The sequence below is a fragment of the Acinetobacter sp. YH12100 genome, assembly GCF_013419135.1.
GTDB lineage: Bacteria > Pseudomonadota > Gammaproteobacteria > Pseudomonadales > Moraxellaceae > Acinetobacter > Acinetobacter pseudolwoffii.
This window is the reverse complement of sequence record NZ_VPAQ01000005.1, coordinates 84,543-103,888: the sequence shown is the minus strand read 5'-3', so window position 1 is coordinate 103,888 and position 19,346 is coordinate 84,543. Positions and strand designations below refer to the sequence as shown.

Annotated in this window: 20 protein-coding genes and 1 tRNA gene; 5 read left to right on the top strand and 16 right to left on the bottom strand. The window is 43.2% G+C overall.

The features are described from left to right. Window positions 1-339: 339 nt before the first annotated feature. On the bottom strand, window positions 340-1,215 hold the full coding sequence (gene tsf / locus FTU40_RS05285; RefSeq protein ID WP_005097533.1) for a translation elongation factor Ts: 876 nt from the start codon (window positions 1,213-1,215) through the stop codon (window positions 340-342). 142 nt (window positions 1,216-1,357) lie between these two features. After that, window positions 1,358-2,104, bottom strand: a complete 747-nt coding sequence (gene rpsB, locus FTU40_RS05280; RefSeq protein ID WP_005097534.1) for a 30S ribosomal protein S2 — start codon at window positions 2,102-2,104, stop codon at window positions 1,358-1,360. A gap of 471 nt (window positions 2,105-2,575) precedes the next feature. Here rpsB and map point away from each other — a divergent pair, with 471 nt between their 5' ends. From map to FTU40_RS05265, 3 genes are all read left to right on the top strand, one after another. Then, a complete protein-coding gene (gene map, locus FTU40_RS05275) occupies window positions 2,576-3,403 on the top strand; it encodes a type I methionyl aminopeptidase (protein ID WP_005097535.1) in 828 nt (275 codons plus the stop codon). A 252-nt stretch (window positions 3,404-3,655) separates the two neighbouring features. After that, a complete protein-coding gene (locus FTU40_RS05270) occupies window positions 3,656-4,891 on the top strand; it encodes a pyridoxal phosphate-dependent aminotransferase (protein WP_180040072.1) in 1,236 nt (411 codons plus the stop codon). 365 nt (window positions 4,892-5,256) lie between these two features. Then, window positions 5,257-5,694, top strand: coding sequence for a PaaI family thioesterase (locus FTU40_RS05265; RefSeq protein ID WP_180040070.1), 438 nt, complete (start codon window positions 5,257-5,259; stop codon window positions 5,692-5,694). A 35-nt stretch (window positions 5,695-5,729) separates the two neighbouring features. Here the strand turns inward: FTU40_RS05265 and FTU40_RS05260 are convergent, their stop codons facing one another. After that, window positions 5,730-6,185 carry a hypothetical protein gene (locus FTU40_RS05260; RefSeq protein WP_180040068.1) on the bottom strand — a complete coding sequence of 152 codons (456 nt, stop codon included), beginning with the start codon at window positions 6,183-6,185 and terminating at the stop codon, window positions 5,730-5,732. Between the two features lie 236 nt (window positions 6,186-6,421). On the opposite strand from FTU40_RS05260, the gene FTU40_RS05255 reads away from it, so the two are divergent. Next, a tRNA-Asn gene (locus FTU40_RS05255) sits at window positions 6,422-6,497 on the top strand. 90 nt (window positions 6,498-6,587) lie between these two features. Here FTU40_RS05255 and FTU40_RS05250 read toward each other — a convergent pair. The 12 genes from FTU40_RS05250 to FTU40_RS05195 all read right to left on the bottom strand — a co-directional run bounded on the left by FTU40_RS05250 (window position 6,588) and on the right by FTU40_RS05195 (window position 16,892). After that, a complete protein-coding gene (locus FTU40_RS05250) occupies window positions 6,588-7,421 on the bottom strand; it encodes a DUF4198 domain-containing protein (RefSeq protein WP_180040066.1) in 834 nt (277 codons plus the stop codon). Between the two features lie 136 nt (window positions 7,422-7,557). After that, window positions 7,558-8,211, bottom strand: a complete 654-nt coding sequence (locus FTU40_RS05245; protein ID WP_159138194.1) for a tRNA-(ms[2]io[6]A)-hydroxylase — start codon at window positions 8,209-8,211, stop codon at window positions 7,558-7,560. Window positions 8,212-8,224: 13 nt separating this feature from the next. Further along, window positions 8,225-8,950: a pyridoxine 5'-phosphate synthase gene (gene pdxJ, locus FTU40_RS05240; protein ID WP_180040064.1), complete on the bottom strand. Its 726-nt coding sequence runs from the start codon at window positions 8,948-8,950 to the stop codon at window positions 8,225-8,227. A 13-nt stretch (window positions 8,951-8,963) separates the two neighbouring features. After that, window positions 8,964-9,674, bottom strand: coding sequence for a DNA repair protein RecO (locus FTU40_RS05235; RefSeq protein WP_005097545.1), 711 nt, complete (start codon window positions 9,672-9,674; stop codon window positions 8,964-8,966). Window positions 9,675-9,685: 11 nt separating this feature from the next. Beyond that, the gene (locus FTU40_RS05230; RefSeq protein WP_005097547.1) at window positions 9,686-9,880 is read right to left on the bottom strand and encodes an NF038104 family lipoprotein; all 195 of its coding nucleotides are present in this window, start codon (window positions 9,878-9,880) and stop codon (window positions 9,686-9,688) included. 37 nt (window positions 9,881-9,917) lie between these two features. After that, window positions 9,918-10,946 carry a GTPase Era gene (gene era, locus FTU40_RS05225; protein WP_005097549.1) on the bottom strand — a complete coding sequence of 343 codons (1,029 nt, stop codon included), beginning with the start codon at window positions 10,944-10,946 and terminating at the stop codon, window positions 9,918-9,920. Next, a complete protein-coding gene (gene rnc, locus FTU40_RS05220) occupies window positions 10,946-11,644 on the bottom strand; it encodes a ribonuclease III (RefSeq protein ID WP_005097550.1) in 699 nt (232 codons plus the stop codon). Before rnc ends, era begins: the two co-directional genes overlap by 1 nt. Further along, window positions 11,616-11,987 (bottom strand): DUF4845 domain-containing protein, encoded by a 372-nt coding sequence (locus FTU40_RS05215; protein WP_005170117.1) that lies wholly within the window; start codon window positions 11,985-11,987, stop codon window positions 11,616-11,618. Before FTU40_RS05215 ends, rnc begins: the two co-directional genes overlap by 29 nt. 24 nt (window positions 11,988-12,011) lie before the next feature. Continuing rightward, entirely contained in the window at window positions 12,012-12,839 is an 828-nt protein-coding gene (lepB, locus tag FTU40_RS05210) for a signal peptidase I (RefSeq protein WP_005097555.1), read from the bottom strand. Between the two features lie 20 nt (window positions 12,840-12,859). Next, complete coding sequence (gene lepA / locus FTU40_RS05205) at window positions 12,860-14,677, bottom strand: translation elongation factor 4 (protein ID WP_005097556.1); 1,818 nt, start codon at window positions 14,675-14,677, stop codon at window positions 12,860-12,862. Between the two features lie 249 nt (window positions 14,678-14,926). Beyond that, window positions 14,927-15,382: a thioesterase family protein gene (locus FTU40_RS05200; protein ID WP_180000175.1), complete on the bottom strand. Its 456-nt coding sequence runs from the start codon at window positions 15,380-15,382 to the stop codon at window positions 14,927-14,929. A 127-nt stretch (window positions 15,383-15,509) separates the two neighbouring features. Further along, on the bottom strand, window positions 15,510-16,892 hold the full coding sequence (locus tag FTU40_RS05195) for a Do family serine endopeptidase (protein WP_100355698.1): 1,383 nt from the start codon (window positions 16,890-16,892) through the stop codon (window positions 15,510-15,512). Between the two features lie 236 nt (window positions 16,893-17,128). Here FTU40_RS05195 and nadB point away from each other — a divergent pair, with 236 nt between their 5' ends. Next, entirely contained in the window at window positions 17,129-18,757 is a 1,629-nt protein-coding gene (gene nadB, locus FTU40_RS05190) for an L-aspartate oxidase (protein ID WP_180040062.1), read from the top strand. 108 nt (window positions 18,758-18,865) lie between these two features. Here the strand turns inward: nadB and FTU40_RS05185 are convergent, their stop codons facing one another. Then, a complete protein-coding gene (locus tag FTU40_RS05185) occupies window positions 18,866-19,282 on the bottom strand; it encodes a PaaI family thioesterase (protein WP_005097561.1) in 417 nt (138 codons plus the stop codon). Window positions 19,283-19,346 lie beyond the last annotated feature (64 nt).

Here is a 19,346-nt window from a genome sequence, read left to right as displayed (position 1 = left end):
TAAATTTTATTGAGATCATCTTGAGACATAGCTTCAAAATGAGTGTCGGTGTGGCGACTTGGCTGACTTTGTGTTAAGGAGCTCCACTCAAACTGGTTTTGCTAGGTATCAACACAGATATACAGCAATCAATAAGCAATCATCACCCCAATACCCATGTCGGTTTTATATGCGCTATTAATGATTTTCAATTCTTTAAATTTCGTTGATTTTATCACGCGTACTTTCTAAGCAAACTCGCATTTTCCAAGAAAAACTACCGCTTTCGACTTATTGTATTTTTATGCAGATATAAAAAAAGCCCCACAAAGTGGAGCTTCTTTATAATTCGTTACCGAATTATTGAGCAGCAGCCTGAGCAGCAGCAACTTCTTCTGCGAAACTCATTTCAGCTTTCTTCTCGATACCTTCACCAACTTCGAAACGAACGAATTCAGCTACAGTAGTACCTGTTGCTTTAAGAACGTCAGCAACTTTCTTGTCGTTGTCGATTACGTACATTTGACGCTCAAGAACAACTTCGTTCAAGTATTTCTCAACAGAACCCACAACCATCTTCTCAACGATGTTTGCTGGCTTGCCAGATTCAAGTGCTTTCGCTTCAGCAATTTCTTTCTCTTTCGCGATAAGCTCAGCAGAAACGCCTTCAGCATTTACAGCGACTGGGTTGAACGCAGCAACGTGCATTGCCAAGCCTTTACCAGTTGCTTCATCACCAGTATAAGAAACAACAACACCGATACGAAGACCGTGTTTGTAAACTGCAAGGTTAGCACCTTCAACAATTTTCGCACGACGTACTTGGATGTTTTCACCGATTTTTTGAACAAGAGCGATACGCGCTTCTTCTACAGTTGCACCATCTTCTAGTTTCAATTCAGCGATTTGAGCAGGATCAGTTACGTTTGCAGCAAGTGCAGCAGCCGCAACTTTCGCAGAGAAACCAGCAAAGTTTTCATCTTTTGCAACGAAGTCAGTCTGGCAGTTTACTTCTAAAAGAAGTGCTTTGTTGCCTTCTTGAGCAATCGTGATCGCGCCATCAGCAGCGATGTTACCCGCTTTTTTAGCAGCTTTCGCTTGACCAGATTTACGTAGGTTATCGATCGCTAATTCAACGTCGCCGCCCGCCTCTGTCAAAGCTTTTTTACATTCCATCATTGCAAGACCAGTACGATCGCGCAATTCTTTAACCATGCTTGCTGTAACTGCAGTCATGTTTATCTCCTAAATTCGGTAGAAAATGAATTCTTTTTAGAACAGAAACGGCCCAGAGGAGTTCTCATGGGCCGCCTGCATACATAACGCTTACTTTGCCACCATCACATGTCGCAAAAATGACAAGCTTGCGTCAAACGCATTAAGCCTCAGAAGCTGGAGCTTCTTCTGCTTTAGCTTGTGCATTCGCTTGTGATTGAGCATATTCTTTACCAGCAAGAATCGCATCAGCCATAGCAGAAGCATACAGTGTTACTGCACGGATCGCATCATCGTTACCCGGAATAACGTAATCTACGTTGTCTGGGTTAGAGTTTGTATCAACGATACCGATTACAGGAATACCAAGGTTCTTTGCTTCTTTGATTGCAATTGCTTCGTGATCAACGTCGATTACGAATAATGCGTCAGGTAAACCACCCATGTTTTTCACGCCGCCAAGACCGCGTTCAAGTTTTTCCATCTCACGAGTACGTTCTAAAGCTTCACGTTTAGTTAGCTTAAGGAAAGTACCGTCTTGAGATTGAGTTTGAAGGTCTTTTAGACGGTTGATAGATTGGCGAAGTGTTTTCCAGTTCGTCAACATACCACCTAACCAGCGGTGATCAACATATGGTTGACCAGCACGTTGCGCTTGTTCACGGATGATTGCAGAAGCTGCGCGCTTAGTACCAACAAACAAAACTTTGTTCTTTTTGCTCGCCAAGTTGTTAGCAAAGTTCAAAGCATCATTTAACGCAGGAACAGTGTGCTCAAGGTTGATGATGTGAATTTTGTTACGCGCACCAAAGATGTAATCGCGCATTTTTGGGTTCCAAAAACGTGTTTGGTGACCAAAGTGTGCGCCTGCTTGTAGAAGGTCGCGCATGCCTACGTTGTAATCTGCCATTTTCTTTACCTTAAAGTTTGGGTTAGGCCTCCATATACCCGCATTCTCCACCCAAGGGATTGCTGTCATTTTATCAGTGGTTGCGACAGAGGACATTTTTTAGCGATACAAGGCATGAATAGTGAGATTTAACATTCTAAATAAACTATTCATAACGCAGTAGCGTCAAAAAACGTCCCTGTCCCTAAGGGTTGTAGCTAAAATCCCCTCATACTTCGTTATGAAACTCGATAAGGGAATACCATTACCATCGTTTCATGCCTCGCATGACGAAATTTTAGCTGACAACGCAACTCACATATAAAGTGACAACAATCCCTAGAAGCACCCAGAGTAATGTGTCGATATATGTGCGGATTTTTTGTCCCATCGCACAAAGCCCGTGAAATTTATTCACGAAAAAGCATTTGATAAAATGGGCGGCTATTTATACCATAGTCACACACAAATTTCCAAAAGTTTTTAGAGATCATGAACAACACTTACCAAGCGCCACGTCGACTTATCAAAACCCCTGACGAAATTGAAAAAATGCGTGTGGCAGGGCGACTGGCGGCAGAAGTATTGGATATGATCAAACCGCATATTGTTCCAGGTGTTACTACGCTAGAACTTGATACGATTTGTCATGACTATATTGTTAACCAACAACAAGCCATTCCAGCCTGCTTAGGTTATGGTGCAGCACCAGGTCGGCCTGCTTTCCAGCATGTGATTTGCACTTCTGTGAATCATGTGGTGTGTCACGGCATTCCATCGGATAGCAAAAAGTTGAAAAAAGGTGACATTCTGAATATCGATGTCACTGTGATTAAAGATGGCTATCATGGCGATACCAACATGATGTACATCGTCGGTGGTGAAACGTCTATTCTTGCTAACCGTCTATGTAAAGTAGCGCAAGAAGCCATGTACCGGGGTATTGAAACTGTAAAACCAGGGTCAACCATTGGTGATATTGGCCACGTGATTCAAAAATATGTCGAATCTGAACGTTTTGGTGTGGTACGTGAATATTGTGGTCATGGAATTGGCACGACTTTCCATGACGAACCACAAGTATTGCATTACGGCCAGCCAGATACCGGGATGATTTTAGAAGAAGGCATGACTTTTACCATTGAGCCTATGGTGAATGGTGGCGACTGGAAAACCAAATTACTGGGTGATAAATGGACGGTGGTCACCAAAGACCATTCATTGTCAGCACAGTATGAACATACCCTGCTCGTCACTAAAACAGGGGTTGAAATCTTAACCGCGCGTCCGGATGAAGATCTGTCACGCTTTAATAAATAAGTACCAAGACAACACCACAAAATGGTCACTATAAAGTGGCCATTTTTAGTTTATATTGACTGGCTTATGGGGGTTTACTGGATAACTCAAGCCTTTTAACTGTTGTCCCTTGGCATCGGAGTTCAAGATAAAGCTCTGCAAGTACACCATTTTTTCCTCAAAGTTTTCCAAATTCTTTTGCCCCATGCCTCGCATTTTAAGCTAAGATAATGTGCTTTTTATTTTTTAATCCCTATAAGAAGGAATACTGCCGTGGACGTACGTCTCTCTGATCGTGTAAATGCCATCAAACCGTCCCCAACGCTTGCTGTGACCAACAAAGCTGCTGAATTAAAAGCTGCAGGTCATAATGTTATTGGTTTGGGCGCAGGTGAGCCAGATTTTGATACACCGCAACACATCAAAGATGCAGCAATTGCAGCGATTAACAACGGTTTCACCAAATACACCGCTGTTGACGGTACGCCAGGTCTTAAAAAAGCCATTATTGCTAAATTGAAACGTGACAATAACCTAGACTACGCAGCAAACCAGATTCTGGTTTCTTGTGGTGGTAAACAATCATTCTTTAACCTGTCTTTGGCTTTGTTGAACAAAGGTGATGAAGTTATCATTCCTGCACCTTTCTGGGTCAGCTACCCGGATATGGTGATCATCGCTGAAGGCGTACCTGTGATTGTGAAATGTGGTGAAGAACAGCGTTTCAAAATCACACCTGAACAACTAGAAGCTGCGATCACTGACAAAACACGTTTAGTGGTATTGAACAGTCCCTCTAACCCGACTGGCATGATCTACACCAAAGAAGAACTTCTTGCTTTGGCTGAGGTACTGCGTAAATACCCTGAAGTATTCATCGCGTCTGATGACATGTATGAACCGATTCGTTGGGAAGATGAGTTCTATAACATCGCCACTGTTGCACCAGACCTGTATGACCGCACAATCGTGTTAAACGGTGTATCTAAAGCCTATGCAATGACTGGCTGGCGTATTGGCTATGCAGCGGGCCCTGCTAAACTGATCAGTGCGATGAAAAAAATCCAGTCACAATCCACTTCAAATCCAACTTCAATTTCACAAGTTGCTGCCGAAGCTGCATTGAATGGTCCTCAAGATGTTCTTGAGCCAATGATTGAAGCATTCAAACGTCGTCATGACCTGGTTGTGAAAGGCTTGAATGACATCAATGGTATTTCTTGCTTACCTGCGGATGGTGCATTCTATGCATACGCAAACATCAAGCCGTTGATTCGTGCCAAAGGTTTGAAATCTTGCACAGAATTCTCTGCTTGGTTACTGGAAGAAACTGGCGTTGCCGTTGTTCCTGGCGATGCATTCGGTCTGGGCGGTTTCATGCGTATTTCTTATGCAACTGCAGATGAAGTGTTGGTTGATGCACTTGCGCGCATCAAGAAAGCTGCTGATTCAATCGAAGGCGTTGACGCCGCAATTGCTTCAATCGAAGCTGAAAAAGCTGCACAATAATCAATTCGCTTGATTTAAAAACCCGCGTTGATCGCGGGTTTTTTTATGCCATTCCAAGCTGCTTTTGATAACGTATTTTAAGCAGATCAAACAAATGATCGCAGCCAAAGTGTATGCCACACATAGCATTGATCGAAATTCCTGAATATCTAAAGTATCTCTATTTCCGGTAGAAATAGCACTCTCCTGCTATCTGCAATAGCATTGAAAAAAATAAATATTTTAACCACAATAACTTTTAACCATCTAATATAACTAACTATTGCTATGAGCAACATTACATCAAAATATGTCACTTGCTATTATTGATGTTTCACTTTTAAATAAAATCGAAACAGCTAAAGAATAATCACAGGAAAAGCAGAATGAATCCAAAAGAAATGAACGGTTTGGCCTTATTACAAGCGATGCGAGATGGGAAAATTCCCGCTCCAAGCATTAGCGAAACCATGTCGATGCAACCTGCCGTTATCCAAAGCGGATACGTAGAATTTAAAGTCAAAGCCGATCACCGGCATTTAAATCCGCTTGGTGGCGTGCATGGTGGTTTTGCAGCAACTGTTTTAGACACGGTGACAGGCTGTGCGATTCATACTTTACTCGAAGCAGGGGTCGGTTATGGCACGATTGATCTGAATGTTAAAATGTGCCGACCGATTCCTCGAGACCAGCAGCTTAAAGCGACCGGACAATCAATTAACCTCAGTAAAAATCTGGGTATTGCTGAAGGTCGGATTCTGGATGAAGAAGGCCGTTTATATGCCCATGCCACTGCGACCTGTATGATTATTCACCCTGAATAACCAGGAGAACCTATGGCCAGCATTCAATCGATGACCTAAGCAATATTGCCCTTCGTCTGTCCGGCTTGAACACAGGCGATCTGTGGTCGGCTTAAGCCCTGAAACTCAAAATAATGCTTGGACACATTGGCCAGCTCTACATCTTGTATTTGCGCTGTCGATGCCTGCCAAGCTTTGGATTGATTGGTACCGGTCAAAAGATTACCTGAAATGGCATAGATATATAATTCTTTGCTTTGCTCTTTCAGATAATCGGCATTCAAAAACACTTTAAAGCTAAATTGACGTTCAGTTTCTACCAACCATTTTTCTGCAAACCACAATTGCAGCAAATCACCTAGATACAAGGACTGTTGCGCCAAGGGCCATAGCTTGATATGAGCATCTGTAACAGGAATATAATACTGTGCTGGATCTGCAATAATCTGCAGATAGTTTTCTTGATAATAAGTGAGTTGAGAGAAAATTTGAGGGATGCTGAGCGTATTCATTCGCTGTCTCCGGTTTAGCCATTTTTGTGCTGGCAAGTAGGTTTAAATCCACACTGTTTGACCATTTGGTCAAACGACTTTATGGTTTTAATCTAGCAAGTGAAATTTATTCTGACAAGTATTTTTCGTAAAATTTATGCAATTGTCTAAATTAAAAACAGACAGGCTGAATTTGTTATAAATATGACAGTTTTTGCTTGACCCCTGTCAAAATCCCTCTATAATCGCTTTCAGATTCTCCAATAGCTCAGTCGGTAGAGCGACGGACTGTTAATCCGCAGGTCCCTGGTTCGAGCCCAGGTTGGAGAGCCAAATACTAAAAAGCCCACTCATAACGAAGTGGGCTTTTTTTCGTTTAATATTTTATAAAACAAGCCTGAATGATTTCAGGCTCGTTTTGGCTTAATCCATTACATTAAAAGCCAAGGTATATTTATAACGCTTTAAATCATTCTTTTTTATTTCGAAAGGCTGCTGATAATCAATTTTCATTAAGTACTGGCCTTTTTCCTGCATATTAAAGTTGAGTAACCCTTGCGCATCTGTTGTGAGCGCTTTATAGATTTTTTTATCACGACTAAAATCTGTCGTTTGTGCCAAAATCTCAACGTTTAAATTCGCAACTCCTTTTTTATCATCCAGTACTTTCAATTGAATCGCTTGAGATTTTTTAAATGCATTTGGATGCGTGATAAATTGAACATCAAAGCCAGCATGGATATGCTGAATGACCTGATTCGACGTCACACGCCGTGAGACAAAGGTTTCAATAATATCGATAGTCTTCACAGTTTTCTGTGGCATTTTTTTCTTCAGCGCTTGCTGATAAATCACATTTTGATTGGCGGCTTGATTGGCTTTTGGAACAGCACTTAGAACCATTTTCCATTTTTGAGCAACCTGTGCATACTTTAGGCTATTCCCCTGTTTCTCGCCACGAATCCGATAGGTACCCTCTTGTTTATTTTCCAGACTATAACTACTTAGGGTTTGTGTTTTGGTCCATGCATCATCTGCAAGATAAATCTTTTGGCCTGTAGGCGTATGATAATGAAACTTAAAGTTTTTAATCGCCACTTCCGAGGCAAATGGATTGTCATAAAACCCAGATACAATCGCAGTGTGATTGTTAAAAGTTTGATAACTTAGTGGGGCAACATAAGGATAGTGTGCAAAGACTGTATTGCTGATCGCCCCCAAGATCAAAAAAGGCATGACTTTTACCAGCTTATTCATTATTTCATCATCGTTATTAAGAAATCTGCTGTATTTTATGGATTAAGCCTGTAGATGTAAATAATTCTCATTTATATATTTGCTCTGGATATAAAAAATCCCCCATGAACGGAGGATTTTTAAATGTTCACTGCAATTAAGCCGCTTGAGCCGGAACACCGCTATGGAAACGGAAAGTGTCATCTGGTGTCAGAATCAGCTGCTTTTCAACGTTACGAATATGATCAATCCGGCTTTGAATATCCTCTTGCGGATTTTTCAATTTTGCCGTGGTCGCCACATCCATCGCCAAAGCCAGATAGTCCTCAAAGTGACGAGATTCAGACTTAAGCAAGTAACGGTAATAACGTGCCAACTCATCATCCACACGCGAAGCCAGCGCGTAGAAACGCTCACAAGAGCGTGCTTCCACAAAAGCACCAATCACCAAGACATCAATCAAGGCTTCAGGTTCAAAAGTCCGGATTTCTTTGCGCAAGCCACCGGCATAACGTCCCGCACTTAAGTTCTGCCAGGCCTGTCCACGTTTGTTCATCAGTTCAAGCACTTGTTCATAATGCAGCATTTCTTCACGCACTAACTGCGCAAGCTTCACCTGTAAATCGACAAAGTAACTATAGCGAAACATCAGGTTCATGGCCGTGCTGGCTGCTTTTTTCTCACAATTAGCATGATCTTGCATCAAGATTTCAAGATTTTCGACTGCCACATTCAGCCATGCCTTGGGCGTTTCACACCCCAAGAAAGCAATCACCGGCTGCATCAGTTCATCATAATTAATATTCGACATAACGATTCTGATCTTAACGTGCTGACTTAATCACAGCTTTCATTTGCTGAACGGCTTGTGCCAGACCTACAAATACAGCATCTGCAATTAATGAGTGGCCAATATTAAGTTCATGAATTTGTGGAATCGCCGCAATTGGCGTTACATTATCGAGGTTTAAACCATGACCGGCATTCACTACCAGACCTTTCGATGCGGCATATTCAGCGCCTTTAATAATGCGCTCAAGCTCAGTCTGCTGGGTTTCAGGCGTTTCTGCATCGGCATAAGCCCCAGTATGAATCTCGATGGTCGGTGCACCACAAGCAACTGCTGCATCAATTTGGGCAAAGTCGGCATCAATAAACAAAGACACATCACAACCAATCGCCGCCAGTTCTTGCGTAGCTGCTTTGACTGATTCGAAATGGGTCACCACATCCAGACCACCTTCAGTGGTGACTTCCTGACGTTTTTCAGGGACAAAACAGACATGATGCGGTTTAATTTCCTTGGCAAAAGCGACCATCTCATCTGTCACCGCCAGCTCGAGGTTCATACGGGTTTTCAGTGCAGGACGCATACGACGCACATCTTCATCCTGAATGTGACGACGGTCTTCACGCAAGTGCAAGGTAATGCCCTCTGCCCCAGCCTGCTCACAGATCAATGCAGCATTGACTGGGTCTGGGTACGTTGTACCACGTGCTTGTCTTAATGTTGCGACATGGTCAATATTGACACCAAGTAATGCAGCCATAATCTTTTCCTAACTACGTTTGAGATTGAGAGTTTTGAATCCAGAGTTGCCGACTTTTTAATGGTCGATCACCCAATAAGGCCGTGATCACCTGTCGATACAGTTTCGTCAACAATTGTAACTGTTCCGGATTAAAATCCCCACCATTTTCATGATCTAGCATACTTAAAATCTGCTGACCTGACATGGTAGAGCGTAATGCTTTGGCCGATGGCATAAAACCGGCATTGAGCTGAAAATAATAGTGTTGTAACGGATCGATTTTTACCTGATGAGCATCTAGGGAAAAATCCAGACCATAACCGAGTTCTTCCAGCAAGATATGTTCAAATTGCCGCAAAATCTGTTTTAAGTATAAATTAGGATTAGATTGTTCTGATAATTGCTGCAATGCAGTTAATGTCTCTGCATATTTGGCAAAGGTTTGCGGCATTTCCACTTCTAGAGGGCACAAACGTAACAGAACTTCATTCAGGTAAAAGCCTGAAAAAAAGGCATCGCCAAAAAAGAAAATCGGCTGATTGACAATTTCCAGCTTGGTAAAGTTTTTGAGTTCTGATTTTCCGGTGGCTTGCAAACTGATGGGCTGATATTGCGGCGGCGGTGTTTGCCGGAGAATGCCATCCATACGACCGTATTCCTGAGTAAATAAATGCACAATATGGCTGCGCTCACGGTACTTACGATGATGAATCAAATAACCATGCAGTACTTCGTTACGCATAAGCGGACACTTTAATCCTTATCTTTTTTTGATTTTTTATCATCGTCGTCATCTCCATCCGGGATGACTGCGCCCACAACAGCCGCAGTGCCTTTGACTGCGACTTTTGTGGTTTTATAAGCCACCTTGACAGGAACCGTGACCACTTTATGGATACAGCCTTGCAAGAATAAAACACATGCAAGCACTGCCAACACTTTCATCATCACGAAATTCCTTAAAGGGGCTTATTAATTTTATAACTTAGATATCGCTATAACCTAAGCTTTTCAATGCACGTTCATCATCAGACCAGCCGCCTTTGACTTTCACCCAAAGGGTCAGCATGATTTTCTGTTCGAACATTTTTTCCATGTCGAGACGTGCATCCATACCGATTTTTTTCAGCTTAACGCCTTTCTCACCAATCACAATGGCTTTTTGGCTTGGACGATCGACAAAAATCGTAGCATCAATATAGGTACAGGCCGGCTTCATACGACCAGTCTTTTCATTCATCACTGGCTGTTCAGTTTTGAATGATTCAATCTGCACGGTTAAATCATATGGCAGTTCTTCACCCAGCTGACGCATGATCTTTTCACGAATAATTTCAGAAGCCAGGAAACGCTCTGAACGGTCAGTTAGTTGATCCAGGGAGTACAATGGCGGCTGGAACGGCAGATACTTGGCAATCGTGTCACGTAAATGCTCAAGATTGGCACCACGAAGTGCAGATACCGGTACGATTTCCGCAAAATTCATCAGCTTTTCGCGCTCACGAATCAGTGGTAAAGCTTCGTTCTTGTTCTCAAAAGTATCTAATTTGTTGATCACCAGAATCACCGGCATTTCAGCATTTTTCAGCTTTTCCAGTACCAGATCATCATTCGGCGTCCACTTCTGTGCATCCACCACAAACAAAACCAGATTCACATCACGTAAAGCCGAATGGGCAGCACGGTTCATCATTTTATTGATGGCGCGTACTTCCTTTTTATGCATCCCCGGCGTATCCACGAATACCGCCTGAGACTTTTCACGCGAATCAATCCCGACAATTTTATGCCGTGTAGTTTGCGGTTTACGTGAGGTAATTGAGAGTTTCTGACCCAAAATATGGTTCATTAAGGTAGATTTACCCACATTCGGGCGACCTACAATAGCGACAAAACCACTGCGATAATCCGACGGAATTTCGGTGCCTTGTGCGCTAAAAAATTGATTTACCAGGTCGTGACTGTCGCTTTGCGACTCGTGATCAGCATCAATGTGATCGGAATGAGTAGTCATTAAGACTTATGCTCCAAAAGTTTTAAAATATCTGCCGCAACGGCTTGTTCAGCAAAACGTCGGCTGGCGCCTTCACCCTGCATGGTCGGTAATCCCTCAATCTCACATTCCACTTTAAAATGCTGATTAGGGGCATCACCTTGAATATCTACAACCTCGTAAACTGGGAGAGGTTTCTTACGTGCTTGTAGATACTCTTGTAAACGTGATTTAGGGTCTTTAAGCTGATCGGTCGGCTCAATATGATCCAAATACGGTTCATACCATTTTAACACAATCGGCTCTAACACAGTGAGATCAGCGCAATCCACATAGATTGCGCCAATAATGGCTTCTACAGTATCTGCCAGTATAGACTCGCGATGATGACCGCCAGATTTCAATTCACCGGTACTGAGAATTAAACTCTGACTGAGTTTTAAATCATTGGCGATTTTCCCCAATGCTTCCTGTCGAACCAAGGTGGCACGCATACGCGTCAGCCGGCCTTCGTTTTCGCTTGGGTAGGCAGTGAAGAGATAATTCGCAATGATCATCCCTAAAAGAGAATCGCCTAGAAATTCTAGGCGTTCATAGTTTTGTTTATGACTGACTGAACGATGGGTCAGTGCCAGCTTGAGCAGTTCAGCTTGTTTAAACTGATAACCGATCCGTCTGGCAAGACGTTCATCATTGAGTTTTGACTGCGCTTTGATCAAAATTTTTCTCAAACTTCATCACTAAATCGATATTCATTATGAAATTTTTACGAATTTCATAATTCTTGTGTATCTGCAAACCATCGGTATGGATAACTTTGGCAATTTCATCAAACTTCAGATCGCGAATATTATTCATTGATAAACGCTGATCCATCTGCTGACGGAATTTTTCTGGTGTTATATTGGCTGGCGCACTTTTTAACAGCGCCTCAATTTCACCATCGACCATACGATCATCAAAGTAGGGTCCCCACACTGCAATCGCTACTTTGGCTAGAAATGCAAACCCCACGATTGCAAATAAAATCCCAATATACGAAGCACCTTGTTGATGTCTCATTTTTTATTTTCCTGATTGAAACAATTAATCGATTGTCCCGTTGCGACCAAACGATGGCAATTTAAAGCCAGGTTCTTTATGCATCCAGATATAGAATGCACGACCTGTTAAGTTTTCTTCCGGAACAAGCCCCCAGAAACGGCTGTCAGCACTCTGATCGCGATTATCCCCCATCGCAAAGTAATGACCTTCTGGCACCTTTACTTCCCAATATAAACCATTTTCACTTGAGTATTTACCATTTTCCACAAAGTTAATATAAGGCGCCTGACGCGCGACATTGACCCCTTCCAGCTCACGCATGGTAAAGCTATGCTGACCTAAAGTTTCTTTATGATAAATGGCATTGGGTGTATCCAGACGATCTTTTTCACGGCTAAATTCCACTGGAACTTTCGCTACTTGTTCACCATTGATGCTCAACTGACCATGATCATAGACAATATGATCACCGGGTAAACCAATAATACGCTTGATATAACTGATGGTCGGTTGTGGTGGATAACGGAATACTGCCACATCGCCACGCTCTGGACTGCCAGTATCAATAATTTTAGTGTTGACCATAGGCAGTTTCACGCCATAGTCAAATTTATTCACCAGAATAAAGTCCCCAGTTTCCAGGGTTGGCACCATTGAATCCGATGGAATATTAAACGGTTCAAACAAGAACGAACGCAGCACCAGTACAATCGTCAGTACTGGCCAAAAGTCATAAGCCCAGGTAATGATAAAATTTTCATTGCCCTTGCCGCGAGTTTGTCTTTGTTTCAGGACAAACTTGTCAAGCAACCACAGTGCGACAAAAAACAGCGTCGCAGGAACAAGAATCAAATTAAAATCAAAATCCATGGGCTTATATCCTTATTCTTCTAGCGTTCGACTTTTAACACAGCGAGGAACGCTTCTTGCGGGATTTCGACACTACCCACCTGCTTCATGCGTTTCTTACCTTCTTTCTGTTTAGACAGAAGTTTTTTCTTACGTGACACGTCACCACCATAACATTTGGCCAATACGTTTTTACGCATGGCTTTTACAGTAGAACGTGCAATGATTTGCGCACCAATTGCCGCCTGAATTGCGACATCAAACATTTGACGTGGAATCAGGTCTTTCATTTTTTCCACCAGCGCAATGCCACGATGACGCGCGTCGTTACGGTGACAGATCATTGCCAGAGCATCGACTTTTTCACCATTGATCAGTACATCTACTTTTACCAATGAAGAACTTTCAAAACGGACAAAGTTATAGTCGAGGGATGCAAAACCACGTGAACAAGACTTCAATTTATCGAAGAAATCCATGACCACTTCTGCCATTGGAATTTCAAAAGTAATCGACACCTGATTGCCGAGGAATTTCATGTCTTTTTGTATGCCACGGCGCTCGATACACAAGGTCATGACATTACCCAGATATTCTTGCGGTACTAAAATATGACATTCGGCAATCGGTTCACGTAAATCTTCTACGGTTGAACCATCCGGCATTTTAGACGGGCTGTCGATATAAATCGTCTGGCCATTTTTCATCACCGCTTCATAAATTACGGTGGGCGCAGAAGAAATCAGATCAAGATCATACTCGCGCTCTAAACGCTCTTGTACAATCTCCATGTGTAGCATGCCCAAGAAGCCACAGCGGAAACCAAAACCAAGTGCATCCGAACTTTCCGGTTCAAAGAACAAGGCCGAGTCATTAATTTGCAGTTTATGCAAAGCTTCACGAAACGGTTCAAAGTCACTGGCATCAATCGGGAATAAACCGGCATAAACCTGCGGTTTTACTTTTTTAAAGCCCGGTAGGGTTGCAACTTCAGGTGTGGTTGCCAAGGTAATGGTATCACCCACCGGCGCACCGAAAATATCTTTAATACCGGCAATCACGAAGCCGACTTCGCCTGCTTCCAACATGCCTGTTTCAGTATGTTTCGGGTTAAAGATCCCCACAGAAGTAATGATGTGCGTTTGACCTGTTGATTTCATCAACATCTTGTCGCCTTTACGCACACGACCCTGCTTTACACGTACCAGAGAAACTACCCCAAGGTAGTTGTCAAACCATGAATCTACAATCAGCGCTTGCAACGGCGCTTCGCGATCACCCACAGGTGCCGGAATCACATTCACCAGGGTTTCTAAAACATTTTCAATGCCCAGACCGGTTTTGGCTGAACATGTCGGTGCTTCTGTCGCTTCAATGCCGATAATTTCTTCAATCTCGTGAATCACACGCTCAGGTTCAGCTTGCGGCAAATCGATCTTGTTCAGTACGGGCAGTACTTCCAGACCTTGCTCAATCGCGGTATAGCAGTTGGCGACAGACTGTGCTTCCACACCTTGCGCCGCATCAACGACTAATAAAGCACCTTCACAGGCTGCGAGCGAGCGCGACACTTCATACGAGAAGTCAACGTGTCCCGGCGTATCAATAAAGTTCAGCTGATAAACTTCACCATTTGGATGGGTATAGTTTAGCGTCACCGAAGTGGCTTTAATGGTAATCCCACGTTCGCGCTCAAGCTCCATAGAATCGAGGACTTGAGCCTGCATTTCACGATCTTGCAAACCACCACAGGTCTGAATAAAGCGATCTGCGAGGGTCGATTTACCGTGGTCAATATGCGCAATAATCGAGAAGTTACGAATGTTTTTAATATCAACAGATTTTTTAGCTTGCGCCATGGGTTACCTTGAGAAAAAACGCGCTATGTAATTTAAAAATATTACATAACAAAAGCCGAATAGAAATTGCGAAGGATTATAGCAGAATGGTGATCTAGAAAAAGAATTATATTTTTAGCTTTGTCCACTCTGCCAAAATACCTGTCCAGCGATCTCAAGCTCAATCACTGCAATGAAAATTTGAAAATCACGCCATATTTTTGCTAAACCTGATTGAAATATCTAACTCTGTGCCAAAGAAGCGAGCACTTATTGATCTAGATACACTATTGAAAAATCATAAGGATTGATCTGCTCAGAAAGAGGTTGATAGGCTTGGGTAAAGGTAGGCGACATGCGTTTAGGACGTCCAGTGGCCATTTCAATACAGGCCCACTGCGTATTACCTGTAAATAACAGGGTTTGATCCTGTGGTCGATAAAATGCATATTGGCGAAATGAATACAGTGCATTGATATCGTTCAGCCAGGTTCGCAAAATAATTTCATCGCCCTCGAAAGCAGCCTTGCGATATTGCACCTGATGCTCAACTGCCACCATGGCATGTTTCAGTTCCACATATTCCTTTAACCCCAATCCCAATTTTTCAATATGGGCTGTGGCGACCTCCTGCATCCACTGTACATAGACCACATTATTGACATGGCCCAAGCCATCGATATGTTCAGCTTGCACCTTTAACGCAAGATCAAAAATAGCTGTCACTTTTCTCTTATCCTTTCCATTATTTTCAACTGAATAGAGTCTACCGAATTTATAGGCTGGGTAAATTGCAAATAATAAAAAACCGCCCATCAAAAGCGGTTTTTTATATTTAAAAATCTGAATAGAATTAGATACGCATTCCGACAATCGCACGCTGCCCTTGGCGCATGAGCGTAACGCGTGCCACATTGCCCTTCTTCAACTCAGAAACTTCTTGTACAAATTGCTCTGCGTTCAATACTGCCTTGTTATTAATATGCGTCACCACATCGTTTGGCATGATACGCGCCTGTGCGGCAATGCCACCTGAACGAACATCCTGAATCATGACCCCGCCTTTGATCTCCAGTCGATCCTTTTCTAGCGAACTTAAATCACGAATAGCCACACCAATTACAGGTCCTTTGCTCGGCTGCGCCTGTGCTCCGGCTTTTGCAGGGGTATCATCCGGTGCGGTACTTAAGGTTGCTGAAATATTACGGCGCTTATCATCTCGTAAAACCTCCAGCTGTACCTGTTGCTGAGGTGCAGTACGGTTGAGATAGTTTAATAATTCACTGGTGCGTGAAATCGCAGTGCCGTTATATTTTAAAATCACGTCGCTGACACGTAGACCGGCACGTGCAGCGGGTGAATTTGGTGCAACCTGAGTAATTAAGGAGCCTTCGGGCTTAGAAAGGTTGTAGGACTCTGCCAGATTACGGTCGATATCCTGCAAGCTGACCCCCAGATAGGAACGGGTCACTTTACCATTCTTTTTCAGCTGCTCTGCCACTTCCATGGCCACATCAATCGGAATCGAGAAGGAGAGCCCCATATAACCGCCGGTTCCACTGAAGATCCGCGAGTTCACCCCGACCACTTCACCATGCTGGTTAAATAAAGGCCCACCAGAGTTACCCGGATTGAGGGCCACGTCTGTCTGGATAAAAGGCACTGCTGTTTCACCCATCATGTTGCGCATTTTGGCACTGACGATTCCGGCAGAGGCCGAATAATCAAAACCAAATGGCGAACCAATCGCAAGCACAGGCTCACCGACACGTAAGCGGCCTACATCCCCGGTACGCAATTCTGGAAAATTCGAACCTGTGACCTTAAGTAAAGCTACGTCGGTACGTGCATCACTTCCCACCACAGTAGCATCAATTTCACGGCGATCATTCAGGGTAATGGTGACTTTAGATGCATCCTCAACCACATGATGGTTGGTCAGCAGATAGCCATCTTTACTGATAAAAAATGCACTGCCATAGCCGGTTTTTTCCTGTGGCATGCGCTGCTGAGGGATAATCACCTGATTGCCAAAGAAGCGACGTAGAATTTCCGGAACTTGTTGTTGTAAGAGTTCTTCTTCGCTCATTTTTTTAACGACATTGACACTGACCACGGCAGGACTGACCTGCTCGACCAGATTTGAAAAATCAACCGGTGTGACAGCCTGCAACTGTGCAGCACTCATGGTCAGGGTCGCTGCAAATAATCCTTTTTTTAAGTTTAGAATTTTCATATAAATTATTCACTCAAATTGTTGATAAATTTATGTAAATAGGTTTTATCACAAACATTGTAAAGTTTAAGTAATAATATGTTTCAATGCTTCACGCTGGACAATATCTCATCATTAAAACACTAAGTTAAGGCTTTGATTAATTTTTTTCATTAATAAATGAGCATTTCAACGCTTGCCTTTTGCACAAAAAAGCGCTGTTATTACCAAACTTTTTTTAAAATTAGCTGATGGACATGTCTAATTCATCCCTTACCCATCAATTTGACGTCATTATTGTGGGCAGTGGCGGTGCCGGTTTAAGTTTAGCCTTATCGCTCCCGGACCATTTTAATATTGCAGTTTTAGCGAAATCCACCCTGACAGATGCCAGCACCTTTTATGCGCAAGGCGGTGTTGCTGCAGTACTCGATGAAATGGATTCGATTGAACAGCATATTGATGACACCATGATTGCAGGTGCACAGCTATGTGAAATGGACGCAGTCAAACAGACGGTAGAAGGGGGCAAACCATCAGTTGACTTTCTGCTAAAACACGGTGTGCAATTTACCCTGGATGAACAGGAACAGTTGCATCTCACCCGTGAAGGCGGCCATTCACAGCGCCGGATTATTCATGCTGCCGATGCCACAGGTCGTGCAATTTCGACTACTTTGGTACAACGCGCCCAAGAAAAATCAAATATCACTATTTTTGAAAATTATATTGCGATTGATCTGATCTGTTCACATAAACTTGGCCTAGACGGTGAAAACCGTGCGCTAGGTTTATATGTGCTGGATGAAAAAAATGAAAAAGTACATACCTTTTTAGCACCATTTACCGCCCTTGCCTGTGGCGGTGCCATGAAAGCCTATCTTTATACGTCAAATCCGGATATTGCCACAGGTGACGGCATTGCCATGGCCTATCGTGCAGGCTGCCGGGTGGCTAACATGGAATTTAACCAGTTCCATCCGACCTGTCTCTATCATCCACAAGCGCGCTCCTTCCTGATCACTGAAGCTATGCGTGGCGAAGGGGCTTATCTGCGTCTGCCCGATGGCGAACGCTTTATGCTGCGTTTTGACGAGCGCGCCGAACTTGCACCACGCGATATTGTCGCACGCGCAATCGACTATGAAATTAAGCGCTTAGGTATTCGACATGTCTGGCTAGATATTACCCATAAGGATGAAAGCTTTGTTAGAGAACATTTCCCTACGCTTTATACCCGCCTGCTGGAACTGGGTATTGATATCACCAAAGATATGATTCCAGTGGTACCTGCAGCCCATTACACCTGTGGTGGCGTTGTGGTCGATGAACATAGCCAGACTGATATCGCAGGTCTATATGCAATTGGGGAAACCTCTTATACTGGTCTGCACGGTGCTAACCGAATGGCCAGCAACTCACTTTTAGAATGCTTTGTGTATGGCATGAGTGCAGCCAAGCATATCGAATCTCATTTCAATGCTGACTATACCTTTCCGCCCGTACCCATCTGGGATGACTCACAGGTAACCAATCCGGATGAAGATGTGGTGATTCTGCAAAACTGGGATGAGCTACGTCAGACCATGTGGAACTATGTCGGTATTGTGCGCAGCACCAAACGTCTGGAACGTGCCTTGCATCGTATTGAAATGCTGAAAAAAGAAATCACCGAGTATTACCAAGATTATCAGGTCAGCAAAAACCTGATCGAGCTTCGCAATCTGGTGCTGGTCTCAGAAATGATTGTGCGCTGTGCCATGCAGCGTAAAGAATCTCGTGGCCTGCATTTCACGCTGGACTATCCGGAATTATTGCCTGAATTACGCAAGACCATTCTAAATCCGGTGAATTTTGAAGTAGAAACACCCTTGGTCAATATTTAGATTATTGGGGAGATATGATTTTTAAATCATATCTCCCTGTCTTTTAGCGCTCACCTACTTAATTAAGCTTAGGCTATTTATATCACTGAACTTCTATTCTTCAGGTGTTTAGTGTTGAGGTGGAATGGCATAAGTCGCAGTAACATGCGCCACTGGCTCATCAAGGTCTACTGAATAAATCCAGACTTCCCCGACAATCAGAACTTTACCGACTTTAATAAGCTTGCACTCTCCTCGCAAATCCGTGCCACCTGAAGGTTTACGGAGAAAATTGATATTCAGATTGGTGGTGACAGCCAAACCCACCAGGCCAATTTCGCCCAGAATAGCGACATATAAGGCAAGATCGGCCAAGGTCATCATGGTTGGGCCAGAAACAGTACCACCCGGACGCAACTCTTGTGCGCTAACCTGATACAGCAAAGTTGCGCCGCGTGGAACAACGGCTTCGATCCTACATTTTTCTAGGCTTTGTGGAAATTCTTGTTGTAAAAATTGTTGGATTTCGGTTTTGGTCGTTTTCATCTTATTAAAAAAATCTTCTATATTGCCTTCAATATAGAAGATTTTTCACACATTTACCTAGTGA